This is a genomic window from Dietzia sp. HMSC21D01, from assembly GCF_001815995.1.
In the GTDB taxonomy this organism is placed as follows: domain Bacteria; phylum Actinomycetota; class Actinomycetes; order Mycobacteriales; family Mycobacteriaceae; genus Dietzia; species Dietzia cinnamea.
In genome coordinates this window covers 4,474-23,863 of sequence record NZ_KV823927.1, presented here as the reverse complement: position 1 = coordinate 23,863, position 19,390 = coordinate 4,474, and the positions used below count along the sequence as shown (strand labels likewise).

Sequence of the window (19,390 nt, the reverse complement as noted above, 5' to 3'; positions counted from 1 at the left end):
CCGGCCCCGGCGCCGGCTCCCCCCGCGCCCGCCCCCGCTGCGCCGGCCCCGGCCCGGTACATCGCGAACTGTTCCGAGGCGTGGAACCTCGGCGTCGCCCCGCTCCGCCGCGGGGACGCCTATTACCGCCCGGGTCTCGACCGGGACGGCGACGGAATCGCCTGCGAGCGGCCTCCGCGGTAGTCGGACGCCGGCTACAGGCGAGATGGCGACCCCAGTGATCCGCGCAGCGGCGTTCGTCTGGGCGGCACTCCTCGTGCTCTCCGCCTGTGGAGGAGGGGACGCGGAGCCCGCACCGGACGGGAGGACTCCCGATCGGGTACGAGTGACCTCGTCGTCCCAGAGCCCGACCTCCAGCACGTCGACGCCGGCGTCCACGCAACCCCCGGCGGCATCGTCGCCCGTGCAGCAGGCTCCGGCCTCGACCGCCGCCGCAGGGCCGACCTTCGTCGAATGCGTCTACGGCGGCGGCGCCTGGACCGAGAGCGCGCTCATGAGCGACGGGTCGTTCCGCACCCACCCGACGTGCGCAGCGCTGCGCGCCGAGCAGTTGGCCAAGTATCCGTACGTCTGCCCGCAAACCGACCACCAGGTGGCCGACCTCTCCAAATGTGGGCCACCGATGCGGGTGCCGGAGGAGCCGCCCGTTCAGACGACTGAGGCGCGCGTCGACGAGACTCCGACAGGCGGGGCCGAGCCGGCGGACGACGCTGCGCCCACAGGTGTGGTCGAGTCGCCCACGGAGTCGCCGAACGGTCCGTAGGAATCGCCCGCTGCGACAGGGCGGGCAGCAGGCTGTGAGCATCGCGTGAGCGACCGCGGGCGGTAGTCGGCGCCGACCCCGCTCGCGGCGCAGACCGGGATTCGAGCGATGGCGCTGGTTCGAGGTCTGCGGGGGGCGAGCCACGCTTTACGTGCACCGCGCTGCGGAAGCCGGGGACGCGCAGTTGGCGTACGGGCGGGAGCGTCCGGGCCGAGCTAGCTGCGGCCCTCGTCGTCGAACCCTGTCGAGCCCTTTCGAACCTGTCGATCCTGTCGAACCCTGGAGGCCACCAATCAGCAGATCGCCGACCACCTGGTGCTCAGCCGCATTCACGATATTTCATCCGTGCTGAGGTAGGCGACAAGTCACTACTGGTCTGACCCGCTCCGCGCTCGAAGGCGCCCCTCGGCGAGTGGGCGCAAAGGCAGGATTTTGCCGGGGATCACCTAGGGAAACGTGAGCGGGTGTGACCACGGCGATGGCAGTGAGGTGGCCGGGCGACGCCCTCAGCGACGGGCCGGGCACCATCGAGCGCTGACCCTGCCAGTCCCGCCGAGTGCGTCGCTCGCGGGCCGGGGTGCGGGGGAGGCTCTCGTCGTCGTCGCCCCTACTGCCCCGGTCGCCTGCGCTCAACCTCGACGGACAGCGGGCGCCACGAGATTCCCGGGATCGAGTGCAGGGGAGCGAACGGGTCGGCAGCGTGCTGCCAGGCGACCGCCAGGCTGTCCGCGATGAGGTCGGCGTCGGCGGGGTGGGCGCGCGTGGCGAGGCGCCGCAGGAGTTGGACGTCGGTGAGCTTGACCGTGACCGTCCAGGTGAGCGTGCCGCGGTCGGACGCCTCGGGGAGCACAGTGCTGGTGCCGTCGAGCACCCGGAACGCGCCCTCTTCGAGGAGTTCCTCCAGGCCGCGCGTCGGCCAGATCAGCCACGGCAGCTGTTCCAGCGGCGGCAGGGCGGGATCGGGGCCCGCCTCCTCGCTCGCAGGATCCTCGATCACCTCGCCGGAGAACGCGTCAACCACCACGGTGTCCTCCTGGTAGCGCGTGAGGGCCGCCGTCACCGCCGCCGCGTCGTCAATGGACACCGCCGCCGTGACAGTCAAGGACCACGTCTCGCGGTTCCTCCCGCGACGGGGACGCGCAGCCGAGGACTGCGGCGCGGGCTCGGGTTCGGGTTCGGGTAGGTCGAAGAGGCCGGGTTCGACGTTGTCCATGGCGGGTGAGCCTACTTCTCCGGCCCGGGATGCCCCAGTACGGCGCTCGAGTCTCGTATCGTCGATGAGGTGACGCCCTCGACAGATCGCCCGTACGGATCAGGCGACCTCTCCGCAGATGAACTGAAACAGGCCGTTCTCGACGCGCTCGCGAGCGCGGGGGTCCCGCAGACCGAGCTGATGGCCTCGCTGGCGGCCGGGGCGGACTACCAGTCGCCGTGGGAACGCCCGGCCGTCAATCGCCGCCACCCGAGGCGCGAGACACCGGTGACGTACCGCGTCAAGGTGGAGCTGCTGGACTCATCCCCGCCCATCTGGCGGCGCCTGGACCTGCGCAGCGACCTCATGCTGCCGCGCCTGCACCTGATCCTGCAGGAGGCCATGGGCTGGACGAACAGCCACCTGCACGAGTTCATCCATTCGGCGTCGCGCCAGGACCGCGACGCCGAGCACTTCGGCTCCATGGACTACCCCGACGCCGGCGAGATGGGCGAGCTCGACGAGGCCGACGTGCGACTCGACGAGCTGGCCCACAGCGTGGGCGACAAGTTCCTGTACTGGTACGACTTCGGTGACAGTTGGTGGCACCGCGTCACCGTGGAGAAGGTCCTGGAACATGACGACGACGACGAGGTCCCGGATGCAACCGTGGTGGCCGGTCGCCGGGCATGCCCACCGGAGGACTGCGGGGGGATCTGGTCCTACAACGAGTGGATCGCCGGGGACGCCGACCCGGACGGCTGGGACCCGCACACACTCGAGTTCTGGGCGGGGTGGGATGCGGAAGCGTTCGACCTCGACGATGCCCAACAGCGAGTGGCCCGGGTCGCGGAGATGCCCGCCACCCTCCGGGAAATCCAACTGGAGGAGGCCGAGAAGCTGCAGATCCTGCTCGAGCGGATCGGGGACGGCGTCACACTCACCGCGGCCGGGTACCTGCCGCCGGCGATGGTCGAGCAACTGATGGTCGACACCGGCTGGCACCGCCAGTGGATCGGGAAGAACAACCGCGAGGACCTCACGTTCCCGATCTGGCAGCTGCGGGACTGGGCCCGCGCGCTGGGGCTGGTGCGCAAGTACAAGGGAGAGCTACGGCCCACCCGCCGGGGTGCGGCGCTGAAGAACGACCGCGAGGCTCTCGCCGACCTCATCGCCCGGAGCATCCCGCACGACCGGCTCTACGGCACGCCGCTCGACTGGTTCTGATGTGCCGGAACGCGACCCGCCCGTATGGGGGGCGTGGCCGGCTGCCATGCGGTGGGATCGGCAGCGGTGTATAAAGTGGAGTCTAGTCCGCTTTGGAGATCGCCGCGTACGCAACGAAGCGCGCGGCCGCGGCCACCGGTCGCTCCCGCCAACAATGAAGACCTCACCCACCCGGGACGTCACCATGACCACTGCACGCGAGAACCCCGACAACGCTGAGCCCCCCGACAACGCTGAGCCACCTGAAGCCCCGGAACCAGCGGTGCACGCTCGCGGCCTCGGGATGGTGGGCGACCACGGCCGGGTCTTCGGCCCACTGGATCTGGATATAGACCGCGGCGGAATCACCGTCCTGCGCGGCCACCCCGGCAACGGCCGCACATGCCTCCTGCTCACCCTGGCCGGTCGAATGGCACCCACCGAGGGGCGGCTCGAGGTACTCGGTCACACCGGCAGTCGCGAGATCTTCACCCGGTCGGCGATCGCCGGATTCTCGGGCATCGACGAGCTGGACCCGGCGGTCACGGTCCGCACGGTCGTGGCGGAGCAGCGCGCGTGGATGAGCCCGTGGTGGCGCCCGCGTGGCCGCACCGGCCCAGCCCAACTCGAGGAGCTCCTCGGCCCGGTGTACGGGGACCTCCGCCTGCCCGGGCTGCGCACCTACGTCGGCGACCTCACCGAACTGGATCGCCTGCTCCTACGTATAGCGCTGGCCCGCTACGAGGGCACGCCGATACTCGTAGTGGACGACATCGAACAGGTCCGCGTCCCCGCGGAACGCGCACGAGCGCTGCAACGCCTGGCCGAGATCGCCGACGCCGACCAGCGCACCGTCATCCTGTCCTCCGTGGACTCCCTGCCCGCGGGGTCGCCCGAGCACCACATGGTCACCGTCCCCGCCACCAAGGAAGGCCTCGCATGATCTCCGGACTGTCCATCGGCAGTGAGCTCAAGCGCTTCGGCCGTGGACGGCTACCGCGCGTGGCGATAGTCGTGCTGGTGCTCATGCCCCTGCTCTACAGCGCCCTGTACCTCGCCGCCTTCTGGGACCCGTTCGGCCGGACCTCCCAGTTGCCGGTCGCGTTGGTCAATGACGACACCGGGACGCAGGTCGACGGCGAACCACTACGCGCCGGCGACCAGGTGGTGGACGAACTCCTGCAGAACGACCAGCTCGACTGGCGGCTGGTCGACGCCGCCGAGGCCGAAGCCGGACTGTCCGATCACGAGTACAACTTCGTGGTTCGGCTGACCCCGGAGTTCAGCGAATCCGTCGCCTCACCCACCGGGGACGACCCGCGCCAGGCCGCGATCACCGTCACCTACGACCAATCCGGCAACTACCTGTCCAGCCTCATCGGACGCAGCGCCACAGCCGAACTGCACAACGCGGTGGGCTCGGCCATCTCAGCGCAGGCCGTCGACAAAGTCCTCGTTGGTGTCCAGGACGCCGGCGCCGGGCTGCGCGAGGCCGCCGACGGTGCCGCGCAGCTCGACGACGGCGCGGGCACACTCGACGACGGCATCACCGAGCTGAGCGATAAGTCCGCCGAACTCGACGCCGGCGCCCGCACCCTCGACCAGGGCGCCGCCACGCTCGCGGACGGCAACCACCAGCTGGCCACCAAGATCCACGAGGCCCGCTCCGGAGTCGACCAGTTGGCCGGCGGCATCGGTACTGCCGCCGACGGCGCGACGCAGCTCAACGAGGGCGTCCAGCGCCTCGACGGCGGAGTGCAGCGGCTCGGGAACGGGGCCGCGCAGGTCAGCGGCGGAGTCGACCAGCTCGCCGGTGTCCTGGATCAGCTCTCGCAGGCGCAGAACGCCGCGATCGCCCCGCTGCGGCAGGCCGCCGCACAGATGAGGCAGGTCGAGGCCACCACCGGCCTGGCCACCGGTCCGGGGTCCGCGGGATCGGGGAGCTCCGCCGGATCGGCCGGGGTACCGGTCTCCGTGCAGTTGGAGACGCTGGCCGACCAACTCGAATCGCAGGGCCTCGGCGCCGGCTCGTCGCAGCTGTCGGACCTGCACCGGCTGCGTGACGGCGCCCGCGAGTTGTCGTCGGCACTCAACGATCCCTCCGGCGAGTTCCTCACCGGGATTAACGCCCTGGGCGCCGGCGCGGCGCAACTCGACAACGGACTGCAGCGACTCGACACGGGCGCCACCACCCTCGTCGACGGCGTGCGCCAGCTCGACGAGGGCGCCGCACGCTTGGACGAGGGCGCGGCCACCCTGGCCGAGGGCACCGGCGACCTCACCGACGGCACCGGCCGCCTCGTCGACGGCACCAGCCGGCTCGCCGACGGCTCACACACCCTCAAAGACGGCACCGGCCGGTTGTCGAGCGAACTGGCCGCCGGCGCCGACCGGGTCCCGCAGTGGGATGACCAGCACCGCGAGGACATGGCGCGCACGATCGGCGACCCGATCACACTCACGTCGATATATGACAACCCGGCGGAGACGTTCGGCTACGGGTTCGCCCCGTTCTTCGTGCCGCTGGCACTGTTCGTGGGCGGGATCATGATCTGGCTGCTGCTCACGCCACTCCAGCCGCGCGCCGTGGCCACACGGTTGCACCCGCTGCGGGTCGTGATGGCCTCGCTGCAGCCGGCGCTGCTGTTGGCGCTCGGGCAGGCGGTGGTGATTCTGCTGGTACTGCGCTTCGGTCTGGGCATGACGCCGGTTCACCCGATGGGCGCACTGGCCATCATGGCCCTGTCGGCGGTGGCGTTCATCTCACTCATCCAGATGCTCAACGTGGTGTTCGGCCCGTCGGTCGGCAGAGTGCTGTCCATGGCACTGCTGATGCTGCAGCTGACCTCGGCGGACGGCATCTATCCGACCGCGGTCGAGCCCGCGTTCTTCCGCTGGATCCACCCGTTCAACCCCATGACCTACACCGTGCAGGGGCTACGGCAGACCATCATGGGCGGCAGCCCCTCGCAGATGTGGATTCCGGTGTTGGTGCTGACGTTGGTGACGGTGGGCGCGATCGGCATCAGTACGTGGGCGGCGCACCGCAATCGTGTGTGGACGCTGGAGCGGTTGCACCCGCCGGTAGCTGTGTAGCGCGGAGTTACTCCTCCGTCGTGATGAACTGGGCGAGCGACTCGGGGCCTATAGCGGCCCGCCGAGGCGCCAGTAGCCGGTGAACTGGACGCGGTCGGGCTCCTGGCCGCGGGCGAGGAGATGCCGGCGGACGGCCGCGACCATCCCGGACTCGCCGGCCACCCACGCGAACCCGGCGGGGACCTCGACCGCGGCCATCGCGTTGATGAGCTCATCCGCCGAGCCGGGCGCCGCCGCCACCACCCGAACCCGGACGCGGTCGGCGTCGGCGGGGGAGACCGCGGGCAGAACCGTGCGGGGGAGGGCGGACGGGGCGGGCACCGCGGCCAGCACGTCGAGCGCCAACGTCGGCGGTCGCTCCTCGATCAGCCGGGCCAGCGCGGGCAGGGCGGTGGCGTCCCCGACGGCGAGCATGCGGTCCACCGCGGGAAGGGCCCGGCTCACGCGCGGGCCGACGATCGTCAGCGCGTCACCCGGCCGGACCGACTCGAGCCAGCGCACGCCCGCGCCCGAGGCGTGGCGGACCAGGTCCACGGCGAGGGCGCCGTCTCGCAAGGACCGCACGGTGTACTCCCGCACCAGCGCGGCGCTGCCCGGTGGGTGGCCCAGCCCGCCACCCGGCGCGGGAACGGGGAGGGTGACCTCGCCCGTCACGGGATCGGGCAGGCAGAAGACCACGACGTCGTCGAAGGACGGGCTGCGCACGGCGGGCACGGCATCGCCGGCGTCGGTGGCGATTTCCCCGAGCTCGTCGCCCTCGAGCGTCACGCGCACCAGCTCGGGAGCGAGGGGTTCGACGGCGCGTACTCGGACCCGCCGCAGCGCGGTCGGCTGCCAGCTCTCCGCCCGGTGGGGGTTGCGCGGGCGCGGGGTCTCGCGGTCGGGCGGGCGCCGTGCGGGTTTCTCGGACATGCCGGTCTGGTCAACCACGGCGACCCTCCCGCCACAACAGACCCAGGAAGAACAGCCCGCCGAGCACCACCGTCACCACGCCCACCGGTAGCGGCTGGGCGAACGCGTGCTGAGCCACGAGGTCGGAGGCCAGCAGCAACACCCCGCCCAGCAGTGCCGCCGGCAGGACCCGATCACTGCGGGTGAGCAGCCGCGACAGGTGCGGAGCCACCAACGCCACGAACGAGATCGGCCCGGCCGTCGCCACGGCCGCCCCGGCCAGGACCGTGGCCGCCGCCAACAGGACCAGCCGCGTGGAGCGCAGTCGCACGCCCAGGGCCACCGCGACGTCGTCGCCCAGCGCGAGCGCGCGCATGGCCCGGGACCGACTCGCGATGACCACCGACGCCACGAGCAGCACCCACGCCAGCGGCCAGAGCTCGGACCAGCCGCGACCCTGCAGCGAGCCGGTGAGCCAGATCTGGGCGGTGACCGCGCTCGCCACGAAGCCGCGGGAGAGCAGGTGCGCCACGTACGCCATCGCCAGGGCGCCCAGGGCCACGCCGAGCAGGACCAGGCGGGCGCCGCTGAGGCCGCGCCACCACGTCAGGGCCAGGATGAACCCGGTGGTGAGCGCCGCGCCCGCGAGTGCGCCCGTGGCGACCTGCGCGATCCCGCCGCCCAGCAGGAGGATCACCGTCGCCCCGCCCGCCGACGCGCCCTGGGTGATGCCGATGATGTCCGGGCTGGCCAGCGGATTGCGGGTGAGCGCGCAGAACAGCGCGCCCGACGTCGCCAGAGCCGCGCCCACCGCCAGCGCGACCAGCGCCCGGGGCAGGCGGCGTTCGTGGATGAAGAAGTTGGTGGTGCGGTCGGGTGCGTCGCCGAGCAGGGTCGCCACCGCGTCGGGGACCGAGATGATGAACTCGCCGATCACCAGCGAGGCGGCCACGAGTATGACGACGACGACGGCGAGGATCGCAGTGACCCACGCAGTGCGCAGGTGCAGCCGCACCGAGAATCGGCCGGCGGCGAGGAGGCGTTCGTCGCTGGGCAGGCCTGTTGCGGGGCGCGGTGCGGTTATCGTCATGCGACACCCACTCGTCGGCCGGCGGCCAGGTACGCCACCAGCAGCGGCGCGCCGATGAACGCCATCACCACGCCCGCCGGGGTCTCGGACCCGCCCGCGATCACCCGGCCGATCACGTCGGCCGCCAACAACAGCGCGGGCGCCACCACCATGGACAGCGGGACCACCCGGATCAGGCTCGGGCCGACGAGACCGCGGACGAGGTGGGGCACGACCAGTCCCACGAAGCTGATGGGGCCGGCCAGCGCCGTGGCGGTCCCGGCGAGCAGTGCGACGGCGACGAGCGACCACACCCGCACCCACCCGGGGCGCACGCCCAGCGCCACCGCCGAGTCGTCGCCCAGGGCGAGCGCGTCCAGGCCGCGCAGGAGCAGCAGGGCGATCACCGCGCCCGCGACGACGAGCGGGATCACGCCGGTGACCTCGTCGATCGACCGCGCAGTGAGCGAGCCGACCTGCCAGAAGCTGTACGCCTGCAGGACGGTCTCGTCCAGCACGACGAACGTTTGGCTGAGACCGGACAGCACCGCCGCCAGCGCCACCCCGGCCAGGGTGAGCCGAACGGGTGAGGACGCCGCGAGCGCCGAGGTGCTGAGCAGGAGGATGATCGCGGACGCCACACCGGCGCCGGCCAGTGCGAACCACACCGTGGAGGCCAGGCCGAGGCCGCCGGTGAGCGTCGCTCCGGCGACCACCCCGAGCGCGGCGCCGGAATTGACGCCGAGGATTCCCGGGTCGGCGATCGGATTGCGGGTCATTGCCTGCATGAGCGCCCCGGACGCGCCGAGCGCCGCACCGCACACCAGCCCGAGCACGGTCCGGTTGGCCCGCAGTTCGCCGACGATCCCCACCACGCTCTGCGTGCCCTGGCCGAGCAGCGCACCCACCACCTCGGCGGGCGGGATCGGGCGGGCACCGATAGCGAGGCTGGCCACGACCGCGGCCGCCAGGGCCAGGACGGCCACGATCAGTCCGGGGAACAACCCGGCTCCGCGGCGGGGCTGCTGGCCAGCGCTTGCTGCCGGGGCGGCTGCCCGGTCGGCGGCCGGCACCGCGGGCCGTGCGTCGGCGTCGGAGTCGGGGAGAGGTCGTGGGGCCACGGTGGAACCCTAGACCAGACTCATTGTTAGGTGAGCCTTGCCTGTGTGGTTTGATCTGTAGTCATGACCAGAATCTCACGCCGGCGCCGCTCGGTGCCCGCCCTGATCGCCATGGCCCTCGCCTCTGCGGTGGCTCTGTCCGCGTGCTCCGGCAGCAGCGACACCGCCGAGGCACCTTCGGACGAGGCCTATACCGTCACCCACGCGATGGGCGAGACCGTGATCGACGGGACGCCCGAGAGGGTCGTCGTCCTCGACTCTCCGCACCTCGACGCGCTCGTCGCGCTCGGCCACACGCCCGTCGGGATCACCGAGTCCGGCGCCGGCTCCGGCGCCCCGCCGTACCTCGGTGACGTGGACGCCGAGATCGTGGGCCTGACCTCCGAGCCCGACATCGACGCGATCGCCGCCCTTGCCCCTGACCTCATCATCGGCGCCAAGGTCCGCCACGAGGCCATCTACGACGAGCTCTCCGGCATCGCCCCCACCGTGTACTCCGAGAACTCCGGCACCGACTGGCAGGAGCAGGCGCGGATCACCGCCGCCGCCGTCGGTGAGGACGAGGAGATGGAGCAGCTCATCGACGACCTCGACACCCACATCGCCGAGGTCGGCGAGCAGGTGGGCGCCGAGGGCACCACGCTGTCGATCGTCCGGTTCCGCCCGGACAACTTCCGCCTCTACGGACCCGAGACGTTCTCCGGCTCGATCCTGTCCCAGATGGGCTTCGACCTGGGCGAGCGCGAGTGGAACGAGTACTCCATGGCCGAGCTCTCCCCGGAGCTGTACGAGCAGATCACCGGCGACGTCGTGTTCTTCACCAACCCCGGCGGCGACCCGTCGGCGACGACCATGGCGACCGTGACCGGGCTCTGGGGCGACCTGCCCGCCGTGAAGTCCGGCCAGACCTACGAGGTCGAGGACGAGACCTGGATGGTCGGCATCGGCGTCCTGGGCGCCGGCGAGATCCTCGACGACGTCCAGGAGATCCTGGGCTGATGCGCCCCACCTCCCTCGACCGTGATGCCCGCGCCGGCGCCCAGCTCGAGCGCGGGCGCGGGCTCACGGTGGAGGGGGCGCGGCTCGCGTACGAACGGCGCGTCGTGGCCACCGACCTCGACCTGGAACTGCCCGAGGATGCGTTCACGGTGATCGTCGGCCCCAACGCCTGCGGCAAGTCCACGCTGCTCAAGGCCCTGGCTCGCGTGATCGCTCCCGGCGAGGGACGGATCCTGCTGGACGGACACGATCTGCACCGGCTGCGGACCAAGGCGGTCGCCCGCCGGATCGGGCTCCTGCCGCAGGGCGCCGTCACTCCGGAGGGGATCCGGGTCGACGACCTGGTGGCGCGTGGCCGGCACCCGCACCACAGCCCACTACGCCAGTGGAGCCGCGCCGACGACACCGCCGTGACCGCCGCGATGGCCTCCACCGGGGTGTCCGATCTGGCGACCCGGTTCGTCGACGAACTCTCCGGCGGCCAGCGCCAACGCGTGTGGGTCGCCATGCTGCTGGCCCAGGAGACGCCCATCCTCCTGCTGGATGAGCCCACCACCTACCTCGACATCGCGCACCAGTACGACCTGCTGGACCTGCTCCGAGACCAGCACGAGAGCGGTCGCGCGGTGATCGCCGTGCTCCACGATCTCAACCAGGCCGCCCGCTACGCGACGCACCTGGTCGTGATGAAGGACGGCCGCGTGGTGGCCACCGGCGCCCCGGCCGAGGTCCTCACCGCCGAGCTGGTGGAGCAGGTTTTCGGGCTCCCGTGCCTGATCGCCGCCGACCCGGTGACGGGAACGCCCACCGTGGTGCCGCTCGATCGGCGCAGGCGGAGCTGATCGCACCGCTACGCTGACCGGACCTCATCCGCTCACCCTGGGAGATTCATGTCCGCACTGCGCACGTCCATGGCTGCTGTCGGTGCCGCGATCGCGGCAGGCGTTGCGGGAAGTCTGATCGGCGCGGCGCCCGCCACCGCACAGCCGGCCGCCCCGCCGATCCCGCGGGGTATGCCGCAGGTGGTGACCGATGTGCTCGGCCCCCGGGACCCCGGGTTCTGGAACCCGGCGGTGAACGGCACCCGCGTCCTCACCCCGGTCGAGCCTGGTGTCGAGGTGGCGTGCGCGACGGGCTTCGAGCCGGTGATCTCGTGCTCGACGCTCGACATGCGCGACTTCACGCCGCAACGCAGCCTGGGGTTCATCGACGTGCCCACGCTCGGAGGGCCCGCACTGCGGATGTGGTTCGACTATCCGCGGTGGGGCGACGGCTCGACCGGGGACGTGAACCGGCGGGTGATCGAGTGGTGGGAAAGCAGGAACTGACGTCACCGACGGCGACTGACCCGCCGCAGACAGTCGTACCCGGCCCTACCGGTCGGGCTTGAGGCCGTTCTCGATGCCCCACGCGACCGCCTGCGCGCGCGTGGCCACGTCCATCTTCCGGTACGCCGAGCGCACGTAGGTTTTCACCGTGTTGAGCGAGAGGTAGCACTGCTCGGCGATCTGCTCGTTGGACAGCCCCTGCACGATCAGGCTGACCACCTCGGCTTCTCGGTGTGAGAGGCCGGCCTCCTTGGCGGGCCACTTGTCGGGACCCATGATCGGCAGGCCCGCTCCCGTCAGGGTGACGCGCTTGCCGGCGGCGATCTGCTCGATGCCACTCACCAGCTCGGGAGCGGTCAGGGACTTGGACAGGAACCCGTGGGCGCCCGCGTCGAGGCTGTCGCGCACCGCGGCCGGGTCAGAGGTGAACGAGTAGACGGCGACCGCCGCGATGGTCGGATCCTGCAGGAGCTTCTCGAGGCGGTCGTCCTTGCCCAGGGACGAGGCGAAGGAGTCGTATAGGGCCACGTCCACGGTGGCCGATCCGCTGGAGACCAGGTCCTTCTCCACCATCTCGATCCGGTCGGAGTAGGGGGCGAGAAAGGCGTTGACGCCGGCGACGACGACGAGGTAGTCATTGACCACTGTGACCTTGATCGGCATCCGCAGATCTTAGCAACGGGCTCTGAACGGCCACGCCCTGCTAATACACCCCTAGGGGTGAAGTGTGCCCGGGTGGACCCGGGAGACAATTCGACGTTGATCTTCCGCCATCTGCGACAGGAGCACGAGTGCCACGGTTCAGGAATCTGAAACCCACATCGGAGTTCTGGGCCTGGAGGGACGACGGAGCGTGCGTCGGCGACCCCGATCTTTTCTACAGTGCCGAGGACGAGCCGAAGGGCGTGCGCCGTCGCAAGGAGAAGGCGGCCAAGGAGATCTGCGCCCGCTGCCCGGTCCTCGAAACGTGCCGCAAGTTCGCGATCGAGGCGGGCGAGCTCTACGGCGTCTGGGGCGGGATGACCGAACTCGACCGGCACAAGCTGGCCGGGCGGCAGCGGACCGGCTGAGACTCCCGCCCCCGCCCCCAGTGGAGTGACCGTCGCGCGCTACGGCGGCATGCGCCTGAAAAGCCCCGGATCAGTGCGGCGATGGTGCGCTGATTATCACGCCGGATCAGGCCCGACAACTGATAACCAGATGAGCGCTGGGCCCACGATCCGCGCCAGGCGCGTCGATAGGTCGCACCTGCTCACGTTGTCCCAGGACGGGTCACGGAGAAGTCAGTGTCTGTGACCACTCGACGAACAGCGGGCGCCGGACGGGCAAGGGCTCGCGTATCTGGCGCGCGGGCGCCGAATCTCGTGTGCACGGCCCCCACACACCGGGCGCGCGGACCCCGCTAACGAAGAATGTCCCGGGCCATCGACGAACGATGATCCGGGACATTCACTCTGAGCGGATGACGAGATTCGAACTCGCGACCCTCACCTTGGCAAGGTGATGCGCTACCAGCTGCGCCACATCCGCATCGCATTCCGGCCCGCCGGGGCGTTCCGTGCTGCGAGAAAGAACAATAGCGCACGCCGTGGAGCGGTTCCACGCGGGGTCCCCGAGCGCGCCGGACGGGGTCCTCGAGCGCGTCGGACGGGGTTCACGATGGGGCCGATCGCGGGCCCGACCACGGCTGCGCTGCGCCCGCACCGCCCCGGATGTCGAAATCCGGCGGACGGTTCCGTCCCCCTCGTGAAGCGACCACACTGGGTCGCACAGCGTGAGGAGGACCATCATGGCCAAGTACCTGTTGCTCAAGCACTATCGCGGCTCGGCGCCGGAGGCGCCCACCTATCCACCGCTGGGCGAGTGGGCGCCCGAGGAGATCTCCGCGCACTTCGAGTACATGGAGGATGTCGCCAACCGGCTTCGAGAGAGCGGGGAGTACGTGGACTCCCACGCACTGTCGGAGTCGGGGACGTGGGTGCGGTACGACGGCGAGGGCAAGCCCCCGCTGACCGACGGCCCCTTCGCCGAGACCAAGGACCTCATCGCCGGCTGGATGATCATCGACGTGGCCGACTACGACCGTGCGGTCGAGCTGGCCGGCGAGCTGTCCGCGGCACCCGGCCCCGGCGGCGCGCCGATCCGGGAGTGGCTCGAACTGCGGCCCCTGCTCGCGGCGCCCACGGAGATGGAGGACTGACCGATCGTGGCCGGGCACGATGCCGTGGCCGGGCCCGGCTCACCGTCCGGCCTGGACCTGCGGGCGCTCATCCCGCAGGTGATCGGCGTCCTCGTCCGCCGCGGAGCCGACTTCGCCGCGGCCGAGGACGCCGTGCAGGACGCGCTCGTCGAGTCCCTGTGCAGCTGGCCCGCCGACCCGCCACGCGACCCCCGGGCCTGGCTGATCGCCGTGGCGTGGCGCAGGTTCCTCGACGCGGCCAGGTCGGAGTCGGCCCGTCGGCGCCGCAAGGACCTGGCGACGGCGGAGCAGGCGGTGACCTCGTCGTCGTCGTCGTACTCTCCGCTCGTCCCGGGTGACCGGGGCGGCGCGGGTAACCCGAGCGGCCAGGGCGACTGGCCCGACCGCGACGACACCCTCTGGCTCTACTTCCTGTGCGCGCATCCGGCGCTGCCGATGCCGTCGGCGATCGCGCTGACCCTGCGCGCGGTCGGCGGCCTGACGACGCGGCAGATCGCGCGGGCGTTCCTCGTCCCCGAGGCGACGATGGCGCAGCGCATCAGCCGCGCCAAGCGCACGCTCGACGGCCAGCGGCTCGACCGGCCCGGCGACGTGGCGACCGTCCTGCGCGTCCTCTACCTGGTGTTCAACGAGGGCTACACCGGCGAGGTCGACCCGGCCGCCGAGGCGCTGCGCCTGACCCGGCAGCTGTCGGCGGCGATCGACCACCCCGAGGTGCGTGGGCTGCTGGCGCTGATGATGCTGCACCACGCGCGCCGGGCGGCGCGGTTCGGGGGCGACGACGACGAGCTCATCCCCCTCGCCGAGCAGGACAGACGCCTGTGGGACGCGGATGCCATCGCGCAAGGGACCGCGATCCTGCAGGCGGCGCTCGCGCGCGATCAGCTGGGGGAGTACCAGGCGCAGGCCGCGGCGCTGGGTGGGCGACGGTCAGCGGGGCCCCTCCGGCCGCCGGCGTAGCCGCACACACTCTGGCGTCTGCGCGCAGCCGCTCCTGCGGATGGCGTCTCGCTCCCGGGGATGTGCGCGAATTCCGCAGCCGCCTCTGGCCATGGCGTCTGGCCTGCGCTTCGGGGCGCGCGAGACGCCATGGCCAGAGGCGGCTGTGCAGCGCTCGGTGGTCCGCTCATCCGGCCCGGCGTAGCGTGCGGGCATGACCGATTCCCAGCAGATCCCGAGCAGCGACAACGGACAGCGGAGCGGAGATTCCAGCGGCGAGACCCTCGGTGCGCCGGTCCCCGAGGGGCGGGCGGCCGGCGGTGGGTCGCTGCAGCGTGACCCCGACGACTGGGTCACCGGCGACGAGCCCATGACCGAGGCGCAGAAGAGCTACCTGGACACCCTGGCCCGCGAGGCCGGCGAGGAGCTCCCCGCGACGTTGACCAAGGCGGAGGCGTCCGAGCACATCGACCGCCTGCAGAAGGGCAACCCGCGCACCGACCGGGCGTAGGCGTCCCGCTCCGTGCAGCGCCACGCGCGGATGGCACCGACGCGGTGCTTTGAGGATCCGCGAGTGCGCGAAGGCTAATGCGGCTAACATTGTTGGTGGCCGTCAGGTGTGGACTCCTTGGCGGCGTCTACGTGAAGAGGATGCGAGGGGCCGGGCCCGCACGAGTCGCCCGGGTCACGCAAGTGGGTCTCGCCCACGGACTGAACAGGTTGTAAAATTCCGCTCAGAAGGCGGGTGGTCGCGATGACTGTTCAGAATCGGGTGATGTCGCAGAAGGCCGTGTCGGGAGATCGCGCGGAGCGTGCACTGCGAGAGCTCGACGACCCGCTGTTCGCCGACCTCGTCGTCAAGGAACTGCGTCGGCGCAGCTCGTTCACCGGCGTCGCCGGGCGAGATCCTCATCCGGCGGGGCGTCCTGTCAAACTCGACCACTTCGACCCGCGCCGCGCAGACGACATCGTCGCCGTGGTCAACCGGATGCTCGACGCCGGGCACGCCCCGGAGGCCGCCACCGTGTGGTGGACCACGCCGACCAGCTCGCTGCCCGGGCGGCGCGCGCCCATGGACCTACTGGGTCAGGACCACGCCGCGCTCCGCGAACTGGCCGCGGCCTACGTCACCGGCGCGGAAGTCTGACCACGACTTCTGTTGACGGCGGGGAGGTCTGACCGCGCCCGACCGGATCGTGATGCCGCAGGCCCGGGGGTGAGCTCGGCCGCGCGCGGCCGCTCCGACGTACCGCCGCGCCCTAGACTCCCCACATGATGGTTCTCGCCGCGTCGCCTCCGACCGACCCCTCCGCGGGGTACGACGGGTTCATCGGCTGGATCCTCTCACTCATGGAGACCCTCGGCGAGCTCGGCGTCGGTATCGCGATCCTGCTGGAGACCTTCCTGCCGCCCATCCCGTCCGAGGCCGTCCTTCCCGGCGCCGGCTTCCTGGCCTACGACGGCCGGATGAGCTTCTGGCTGGCCTGGGTGGCGGCGACCGCGGGTGCGCTGCTCGGCGCGTGGATCTGGTACGTCGTGGGCGCGGCGCTCGGCCGGGACCGCACCCGCCGCCTCGTCGGCCGGATCCCGCTGCTGGACCACGACGACTTCGACAAGTCGGAGGCGTTCTTCCAGAAATGGGGCGGCGTCGCCGTACTGGTGGGGCGCTGCGTCCCCCTCGTGCGGTCGTTCATCTCCATCCCCGCGGGCATCGAACGGATGCCGTTCGCGCACTTCAGTGCCTACACGCTCCTCGGGTCCGGCGTGTGGAACGCCATCTGGATCGGCGCCGGATACCTCTTCGGCCCCGCCATCAAGCCCGCGCTCGAGCAGTGGAGCGGCATGCTGTCCAACGCCGTGCTGGCGGTGATCGCGATAGCCTTCGTGTGGTTCGTGGTCAAGCGCGTGCGCCGACTCTCGCGGACGGCGATCGCCGAGAAGAAGTCGGTCGGTAGCGACCACTGAGCCGTGACCGCGCGTGGGCCGGACCGGGTGTCGTCCATCCGGCCCGGACGGCGCTCCGAATCCCCCGTGGTCGCCGGAACCACCGACGCGGCCCCTGACGCCACCCGCGGACGCGGCGTACGTTGGGCCACGCCCGCACCACACGACCTGAGGAGATCGCCCATGTCCGATGCGCTCTACACCGTCGAGGCCCTGTCGACCGGCGGCGGCCGCGACGGCCACGTGGCCACCGCCGACAAGGCCGTGGACCTGACCATGGCCCCGCCCGAGGAGCTCGGTGGCTCCGGCGAAGGCAACAACCCCGAGCAGCTGTTCGCCGCCGGATACGCCGCCTGCTTCCACTCCGCCCTGCAGAGCGCGGCCAGGCAGAAGAAGGTCAAGATCGACGGCTCGTCCGTCGGCGCACGGATCTCATTGGTGCGCTCGGGCGAGGAGAGCATCGACCTGGCCGTGCAGCTCGAGGTGATCATCCCCGGCCTCGAGGCAGAGCAGGCCGACGAGCTGGCCACACTCGCCCACCAGATGTGCCCCTACTCGCGCGCCGTCGAGGGCAACATCGAGGTCAACGTCTCGGTCGGCGAGGACTGAGCGCCACCTTCTCGCGGGGGCGTGTCAACAAAAGCCTGTTCTCAGCAACGGCGCTGCGCTAGCGTTGCTCGCACGGTCGGCGTCGTCCAGTCGATCCGGGAAGTCACGGGGGACCTTCCATGCGGAGCACATCGATCAGACGCGGCATCATCCTTCTGGTCGGCTCGATCGCCCTGGCTAGCTCAGCGTGCAGCACCGGCGGGGCCGGGTCCGCAGACGAATCGGCGATCGCGCCCCCGCCGCCGCCCGCATCGCAGATCGCCGGCACGCAGCCGGTCCTCGCGGTCGACATCGTGCAGGGCCTCCAGGAACAGCCCGTCGAGGTGAAGGTCCACGGCGACCGGGGCGTGTCGGTGACGTTCCGCGAGATCACGATCGCCGCCGGTACCGGCACGGGGAGGCACTGCCATCACGGTCAGCTCATCGCCGTGGTCAAACAGGGCGAAATCACCCACCACTCCGACACCTTCCCCGGAGGTACACGCACCTTCCGGGCGGGGGACTCGGTCGTCGAAGGCGCCGGTTACCCGCATGAAGTGCGGAACCAGGGCACCGAGGACGTCGTCCTCATGGTGACGTACGTGACCCCGGTCGGGAAGCCACTCATCGAGGAAGACCTCTCCCAGTGTGAATGACGGTGGGACAGCGGTCAGAGCATCTGCCGCAGCATGTACAGCAGGATGCCGCCGTGCTGGTAGTACGTCTCCTCCGCCGGGGTGTCGATGCGGACCTTTGCGGTGAACTCGATCGCGTCGTCGCCCTCGCCCGCGCGGACCGTGACCTCGCCCGGAACAGAATCCTGGCCGTCGAGTCCGGTGATGGAGAAGACCTCATCGCCCTTCACCCCGAGGCTCGAAGCGGACTCGCCCTCGGGGAACTGCAGGGGCAGCACGCCCATACCGATGAGGTTCGACCGGTGGATCCGCTCGAACGATTCCGCGATCACGGCTCTGACCCCGAGCAGCTTCGTGCCCTTGGCCGCCCAGTCGCGCGATGAGCCGGAGCCGTATTCGGCGCCGGCGATGACGACCAACGGCACGCCGTCCTCGGCGTAGCGGATCGACGCATCGTAGATGCTGGTCTGCTCGCCGCTGGGGAAGTGGGTCGTGACGCCGCCCTCGGTGCCGGGCGCCAGTTGGTTGCGCAGCCGCACGTTGGCGAAGGTGCCGCGGATCATCACCTCGTGGTTGCCGCGCCGCGACCCGTACGAGTTGAAGTCCGCCGGCTCGACGCCCTGCTCCTGCAGGTACTTCCCGGCGGGCGAGGAGGCCTTGATGGCACCGGCCGGGGAGATGTGGTCGGTCGTCACCGAGTCGCCGAGAAGAGCCAACACGCGGGCGCCGGTGATGTCCCCGATGGGCTCCGGCTCCGCGGACATGCCGTCGAAGTACGGTGGCCGCCGGATGTAGGTGGAGTCCTCGTTCCAGTCGAACTTGTCGCCCTCCGGCACGCTCATCCCGCGCCAGTTCTCGTCGCCCGTGAAGACGTCGGCATAGCCCTTGGTGAACATGTCGGCCTCGAGGTTGGCGTCGACGACCTCCTTGATCTCGGCCGAACTCGGCCAGATGTCGCGGAGGTAGACCGGCTCGCCGTCGGAGCCGGTCCCCAGCGGATCCTCGAGCAGGTTCTTGCGCATGGTCCCGGCGAGGGCATAGGCGATGACCAGCGGCGGGGACGCCAGGAAGTTCATCCTGACCTCGGGGTGGATGCGTCCCTCGAAATTGCGGTTACCGGACAGGACCGCCGCGACGTTGAGGTCCTTGTCATTGACCGCCTCACTGACGGCCGGCGTCAGCGGCCCCGAGTTGCCGATGCACGTCGTACAGCCGTACCCGACCAGGTCGAAGCCCAGCTGCTCCAGGTACGGGGTGAGGCCGGCCCGCGCGTAGTAGTCGGTCACCACGCGGGAGCCGGGGGCCAGGGTCGTCTTGACCCACGGTTTGGGCGCGAGTCCCTTCTCGACCGCCTTCTTGGCGAGCAGTGCCGCGCCGATCATCACCGAGGGGTTGGACGTGTTGGTGCACGAGGTGATC

21 protein-coding genes, 1 tRNA gene and 1 pseudogene are annotated in these 19,390 nt (G+C 70.9%); 16 read left to right on the top strand and 7 right to left on the bottom strand.

The window, feature by feature from the left end:
- Together HMPREF3086_RS18050 and HMPREF3086_RS09475 are read left to right on the top strand one after the other, a co-directional pair.
- Positions 1-183: excalibur calcium-binding domain-containing protein (locus HMPREF3086_RS18050; RefSeq protein ID WP_246830949.1), on the top strand; the 183-nt coding region annotated here is incomplete at its 5' end.
- 220 nt (positions 184-403) lie between these two features.
- Positions 404-763, top strand: a complete 360-nt coding sequence (locus HMPREF3086_RS09475; RefSeq protein ID WP_141764048.1) for a hypothetical protein — start codon at positions 404-406, stop codon at positions 761-763.
- 607 nt (positions 764-1,370) lie between these two features.
- On the opposite strand, the gene HMPREF3086_RS09470 is transcribed toward HMPREF3086_RS09475, so the two are convergent.
- Complete coding sequence (locus HMPREF3086_RS09470; protein WP_070721540.1) at positions 1,371-1,976, bottom strand: hypothetical protein; 606 nt, start codon at positions 1,974-1,976, stop codon at positions 1,371-1,373.
- 69 nt (positions 1,977-2,045) lie between these two features.
- On the opposite strand from HMPREF3086_RS09470, the gene HMPREF3086_RS09465 reads away from it, so the two are divergent.
- The 3 genes from HMPREF3086_RS09465 (at position 2,046) to HMPREF3086_RS09455 (ending at position 6,257) form a co-directional block, all read left to right on the top strand.
- Positions 2,046-3,182 (top strand): plasmid pRiA4b ORF-3 family protein, encoded by a 1,137-nt coding sequence (locus tag HMPREF3086_RS09465; RefSeq protein WP_246830948.1) that lies wholly within the window; start codon positions 2,046-2,048, stop codon positions 3,180-3,182.
- Positions 3,183-3,366: 184 nt separating this feature from the next.
- The gene (locus tag HMPREF3086_RS09460) at positions 3,367-4,104 is read left to right on the top strand and encodes an ATP-binding cassette domain-containing protein (RefSeq protein ID WP_070721547.1); all 738 of its coding nucleotides are present in this window, start codon (positions 3,367-3,369) and stop codon (positions 4,102-4,104) included.
- Complete coding sequence (locus HMPREF3086_RS09455; RefSeq protein WP_070721538.1) at positions 4,101-6,257, top strand: YhgE/Pip family protein; 2,157 nt, start codon at positions 4,101-4,103, stop codon at positions 6,255-6,257. The genes HMPREF3086_RS09460 and HMPREF3086_RS09455 overlap by 4 nt, the downstream gene beginning before the upstream one ends.
- Positions 6,258-6,305: 48 nt before the next feature.
- Here the strand turns inward: HMPREF3086_RS09455 and HMPREF3086_RS09450 are convergent, their stop codons facing one another.
- The 3 genes from HMPREF3086_RS09450 to HMPREF3086_RS09440 are packed head-to-tail and all read right to left on the bottom strand — an operon-like array spanning position 6,306 to position 9,338.
- Positions 6,306-7,187, bottom strand: a complete 882-nt coding sequence (locus tag HMPREF3086_RS09450) for a siderophore-interacting protein (RefSeq protein ID WP_070721536.1) — start codon at positions 7,185-7,187, stop codon at positions 6,306-6,308.
- On the bottom strand, positions 7,180-8,238 hold the full coding sequence (locus HMPREF3086_RS09445; protein ID WP_083324375.1) for a FecCD family ABC transporter permease: 1,059 nt from the start codon (positions 8,236-8,238) through the stop codon (positions 7,180-7,182). The genes HMPREF3086_RS09450 and HMPREF3086_RS09445 overlap by 8 nt, the downstream gene beginning before the upstream one ends.
- Positions 8,235-9,338, bottom strand: coding sequence for a FecCD family ABC transporter permease (locus HMPREF3086_RS09440; protein WP_246830947.1), 1,104 nt, complete (start codon positions 9,336-9,338; stop codon positions 8,235-8,237). The genes HMPREF3086_RS09445 and HMPREF3086_RS09440 overlap by 4 nt, the downstream gene beginning before the upstream one ends.
- A 63-nt stretch (positions 9,339-9,401) precedes the next feature.
- Between HMPREF3086_RS09440 and HMPREF3086_RS09435 the strand changes: the two genes are divergently transcribed.
- From HMPREF3086_RS09435 to HMPREF3086_RS09425, 3 genes are read left to right on the top strand one after another with little or no spacing between them, the layout of a single operon-like run.
- A complete protein-coding gene (locus HMPREF3086_RS09435; RefSeq protein ID WP_061229161.1) occupies positions 9,402-10,337 on the top strand; it encodes an ABC transporter substrate-binding protein in 936 nt (311 codons plus the stop codon).
- Positions 10,337-11,179: an ABC transporter ATP-binding protein gene (locus HMPREF3086_RS09430; protein ID WP_061229160.1), complete on the top strand. Its 843-nt coding sequence runs from the start codon at positions 10,337-10,339 to the stop codon at positions 11,177-11,179. Before HMPREF3086_RS09435 ends, HMPREF3086_RS09430 begins: the two co-directional genes overlap by 1 nt.
- A gap of 48 nt (positions 11,180-11,227) precedes the next feature.
- The gene (locus HMPREF3086_RS09425; RefSeq protein ID WP_061229159.1) at positions 11,228-11,665 is read left to right on the top strand and encodes a hypothetical protein; all 438 of its coding nucleotides are present in this window, start codon (positions 11,228-11,230) and stop codon (positions 11,663-11,665) included.
- A 45-nt stretch (positions 11,666-11,710) separates the two neighbouring features.
- On the opposite strand, the gene HMPREF3086_RS09420 is transcribed toward HMPREF3086_RS09425, so the two are convergent.
- Positions 11,711-12,328 carry a response regulator transcription factor gene (locus tag HMPREF3086_RS09420; RefSeq protein WP_061229158.1) on the bottom strand — a complete coding sequence of 206 codons (618 nt, stop codon included), beginning with the start codon at positions 12,326-12,328 and terminating at the stop codon, positions 11,711-11,713.
- A gap of 128 nt (positions 12,329-12,456) precedes the next feature.
- On the opposite strand from HMPREF3086_RS09420, the gene HMPREF3086_RS09415 reads away from it, so the two are divergent.
- Positions 12,457-12,735 carry a WhiB family transcriptional regulator gene (locus HMPREF3086_RS09415; RefSeq protein ID WP_007634069.1) on the top strand — a complete coding sequence of 93 codons (279 nt, stop codon included), beginning with the start codon at positions 12,457-12,459 and terminating at the stop codon, positions 12,733-12,735.
- A gap of 387 nt (positions 12,736-13,122) precedes the next feature.
- Here the strand turns inward: HMPREF3086_RS09415 and HMPREF3086_RS09410 are convergent.
- Positions 13,123-13,195 (bottom strand) — tRNA-Gly (locus HMPREF3086_RS09410).
- 259 nt (positions 13,196-13,454) lie between these two features.
- On the opposite strand from HMPREF3086_RS09410, the gene HMPREF3086_RS09405 reads away from it, so the two are divergent.
- The 7 genes and pseudogenes from HMPREF3086_RS09405 to HMPREF3086_RS09375 all read left to right on the top strand — a co-directional run bounded on the left by HMPREF3086_RS09405 (position 13,455) and on the right by HMPREF3086_RS09375 (position 17,992).
- Complete coding sequence (locus tag HMPREF3086_RS09405) at positions 13,455-13,865, top strand: YciI family protein (RefSeq protein ID WP_061229157.1); 411 nt, start codon at positions 13,455-13,457, stop codon at positions 13,863-13,865.
- Between the two features lie 51 nt (positions 13,866-13,916).
- A pseudogene (locus HMPREF3086_RS09400) lies at positions 13,917-14,777 on the top strand (RNA polymerase sigma factor); the annotation flags it as partial.
- A gap of 241 nt (positions 14,778-15,018) precedes the next feature.
- The gene (locus HMPREF3086_RS09395) at positions 15,019-15,315 is read left to right on the top strand and encodes a DUF3072 domain-containing protein (protein ID WP_061229156.1); all 297 of its coding nucleotides are present in this window, start codon (positions 15,019-15,021) and stop codon (positions 15,313-15,315) included.
- 243 nt (positions 15,316-15,558) lie between these two features.
- Positions 15,559-15,951, top strand: coding sequence for a hypothetical protein (locus HMPREF3086_RS09390; RefSeq protein ID WP_129591154.1), 393 nt, complete (start codon positions 15,559-15,561; stop codon positions 15,949-15,951).
- Positions 15,952-16,076: 125 nt separating this feature from the next.
- Entirely contained in the window at positions 16,077-16,769 is a 693-nt protein-coding gene (locus HMPREF3086_RS09385) for a DedA family protein (protein WP_061229154.1), read from the top strand.
- Between the two features lie 162 nt (positions 16,770-16,931).
- A complete protein-coding gene (locus HMPREF3086_RS09380; protein ID WP_061229153.1) occupies positions 16,932-17,357 on the top strand; it encodes an organic hydroperoxide resistance protein in 426 nt (141 codons plus the stop codon).
- Between the two features lie 119 nt (positions 17,358-17,476).
- Positions 17,477-17,992 carry a cupin domain-containing protein gene (locus tag HMPREF3086_RS09375; protein WP_061229152.1) on the top strand — a complete coding sequence of 172 codons (516 nt, stop codon included), beginning with the start codon at positions 17,477-17,479 and terminating at the stop codon, positions 17,990-17,992.
- Between the two features lie 14 nt (positions 17,993-18,006).
- Here HMPREF3086_RS09375 and acnA read toward each other — a convergent pair.
- On the bottom strand, positions 18,007-19,390 hold a 1,384-nt coding region (gene acnA / locus HMPREF3086_RS19610), incomplete at its 5' end, for an aconitate hydratase AcnA (protein ID WP_246830946.1).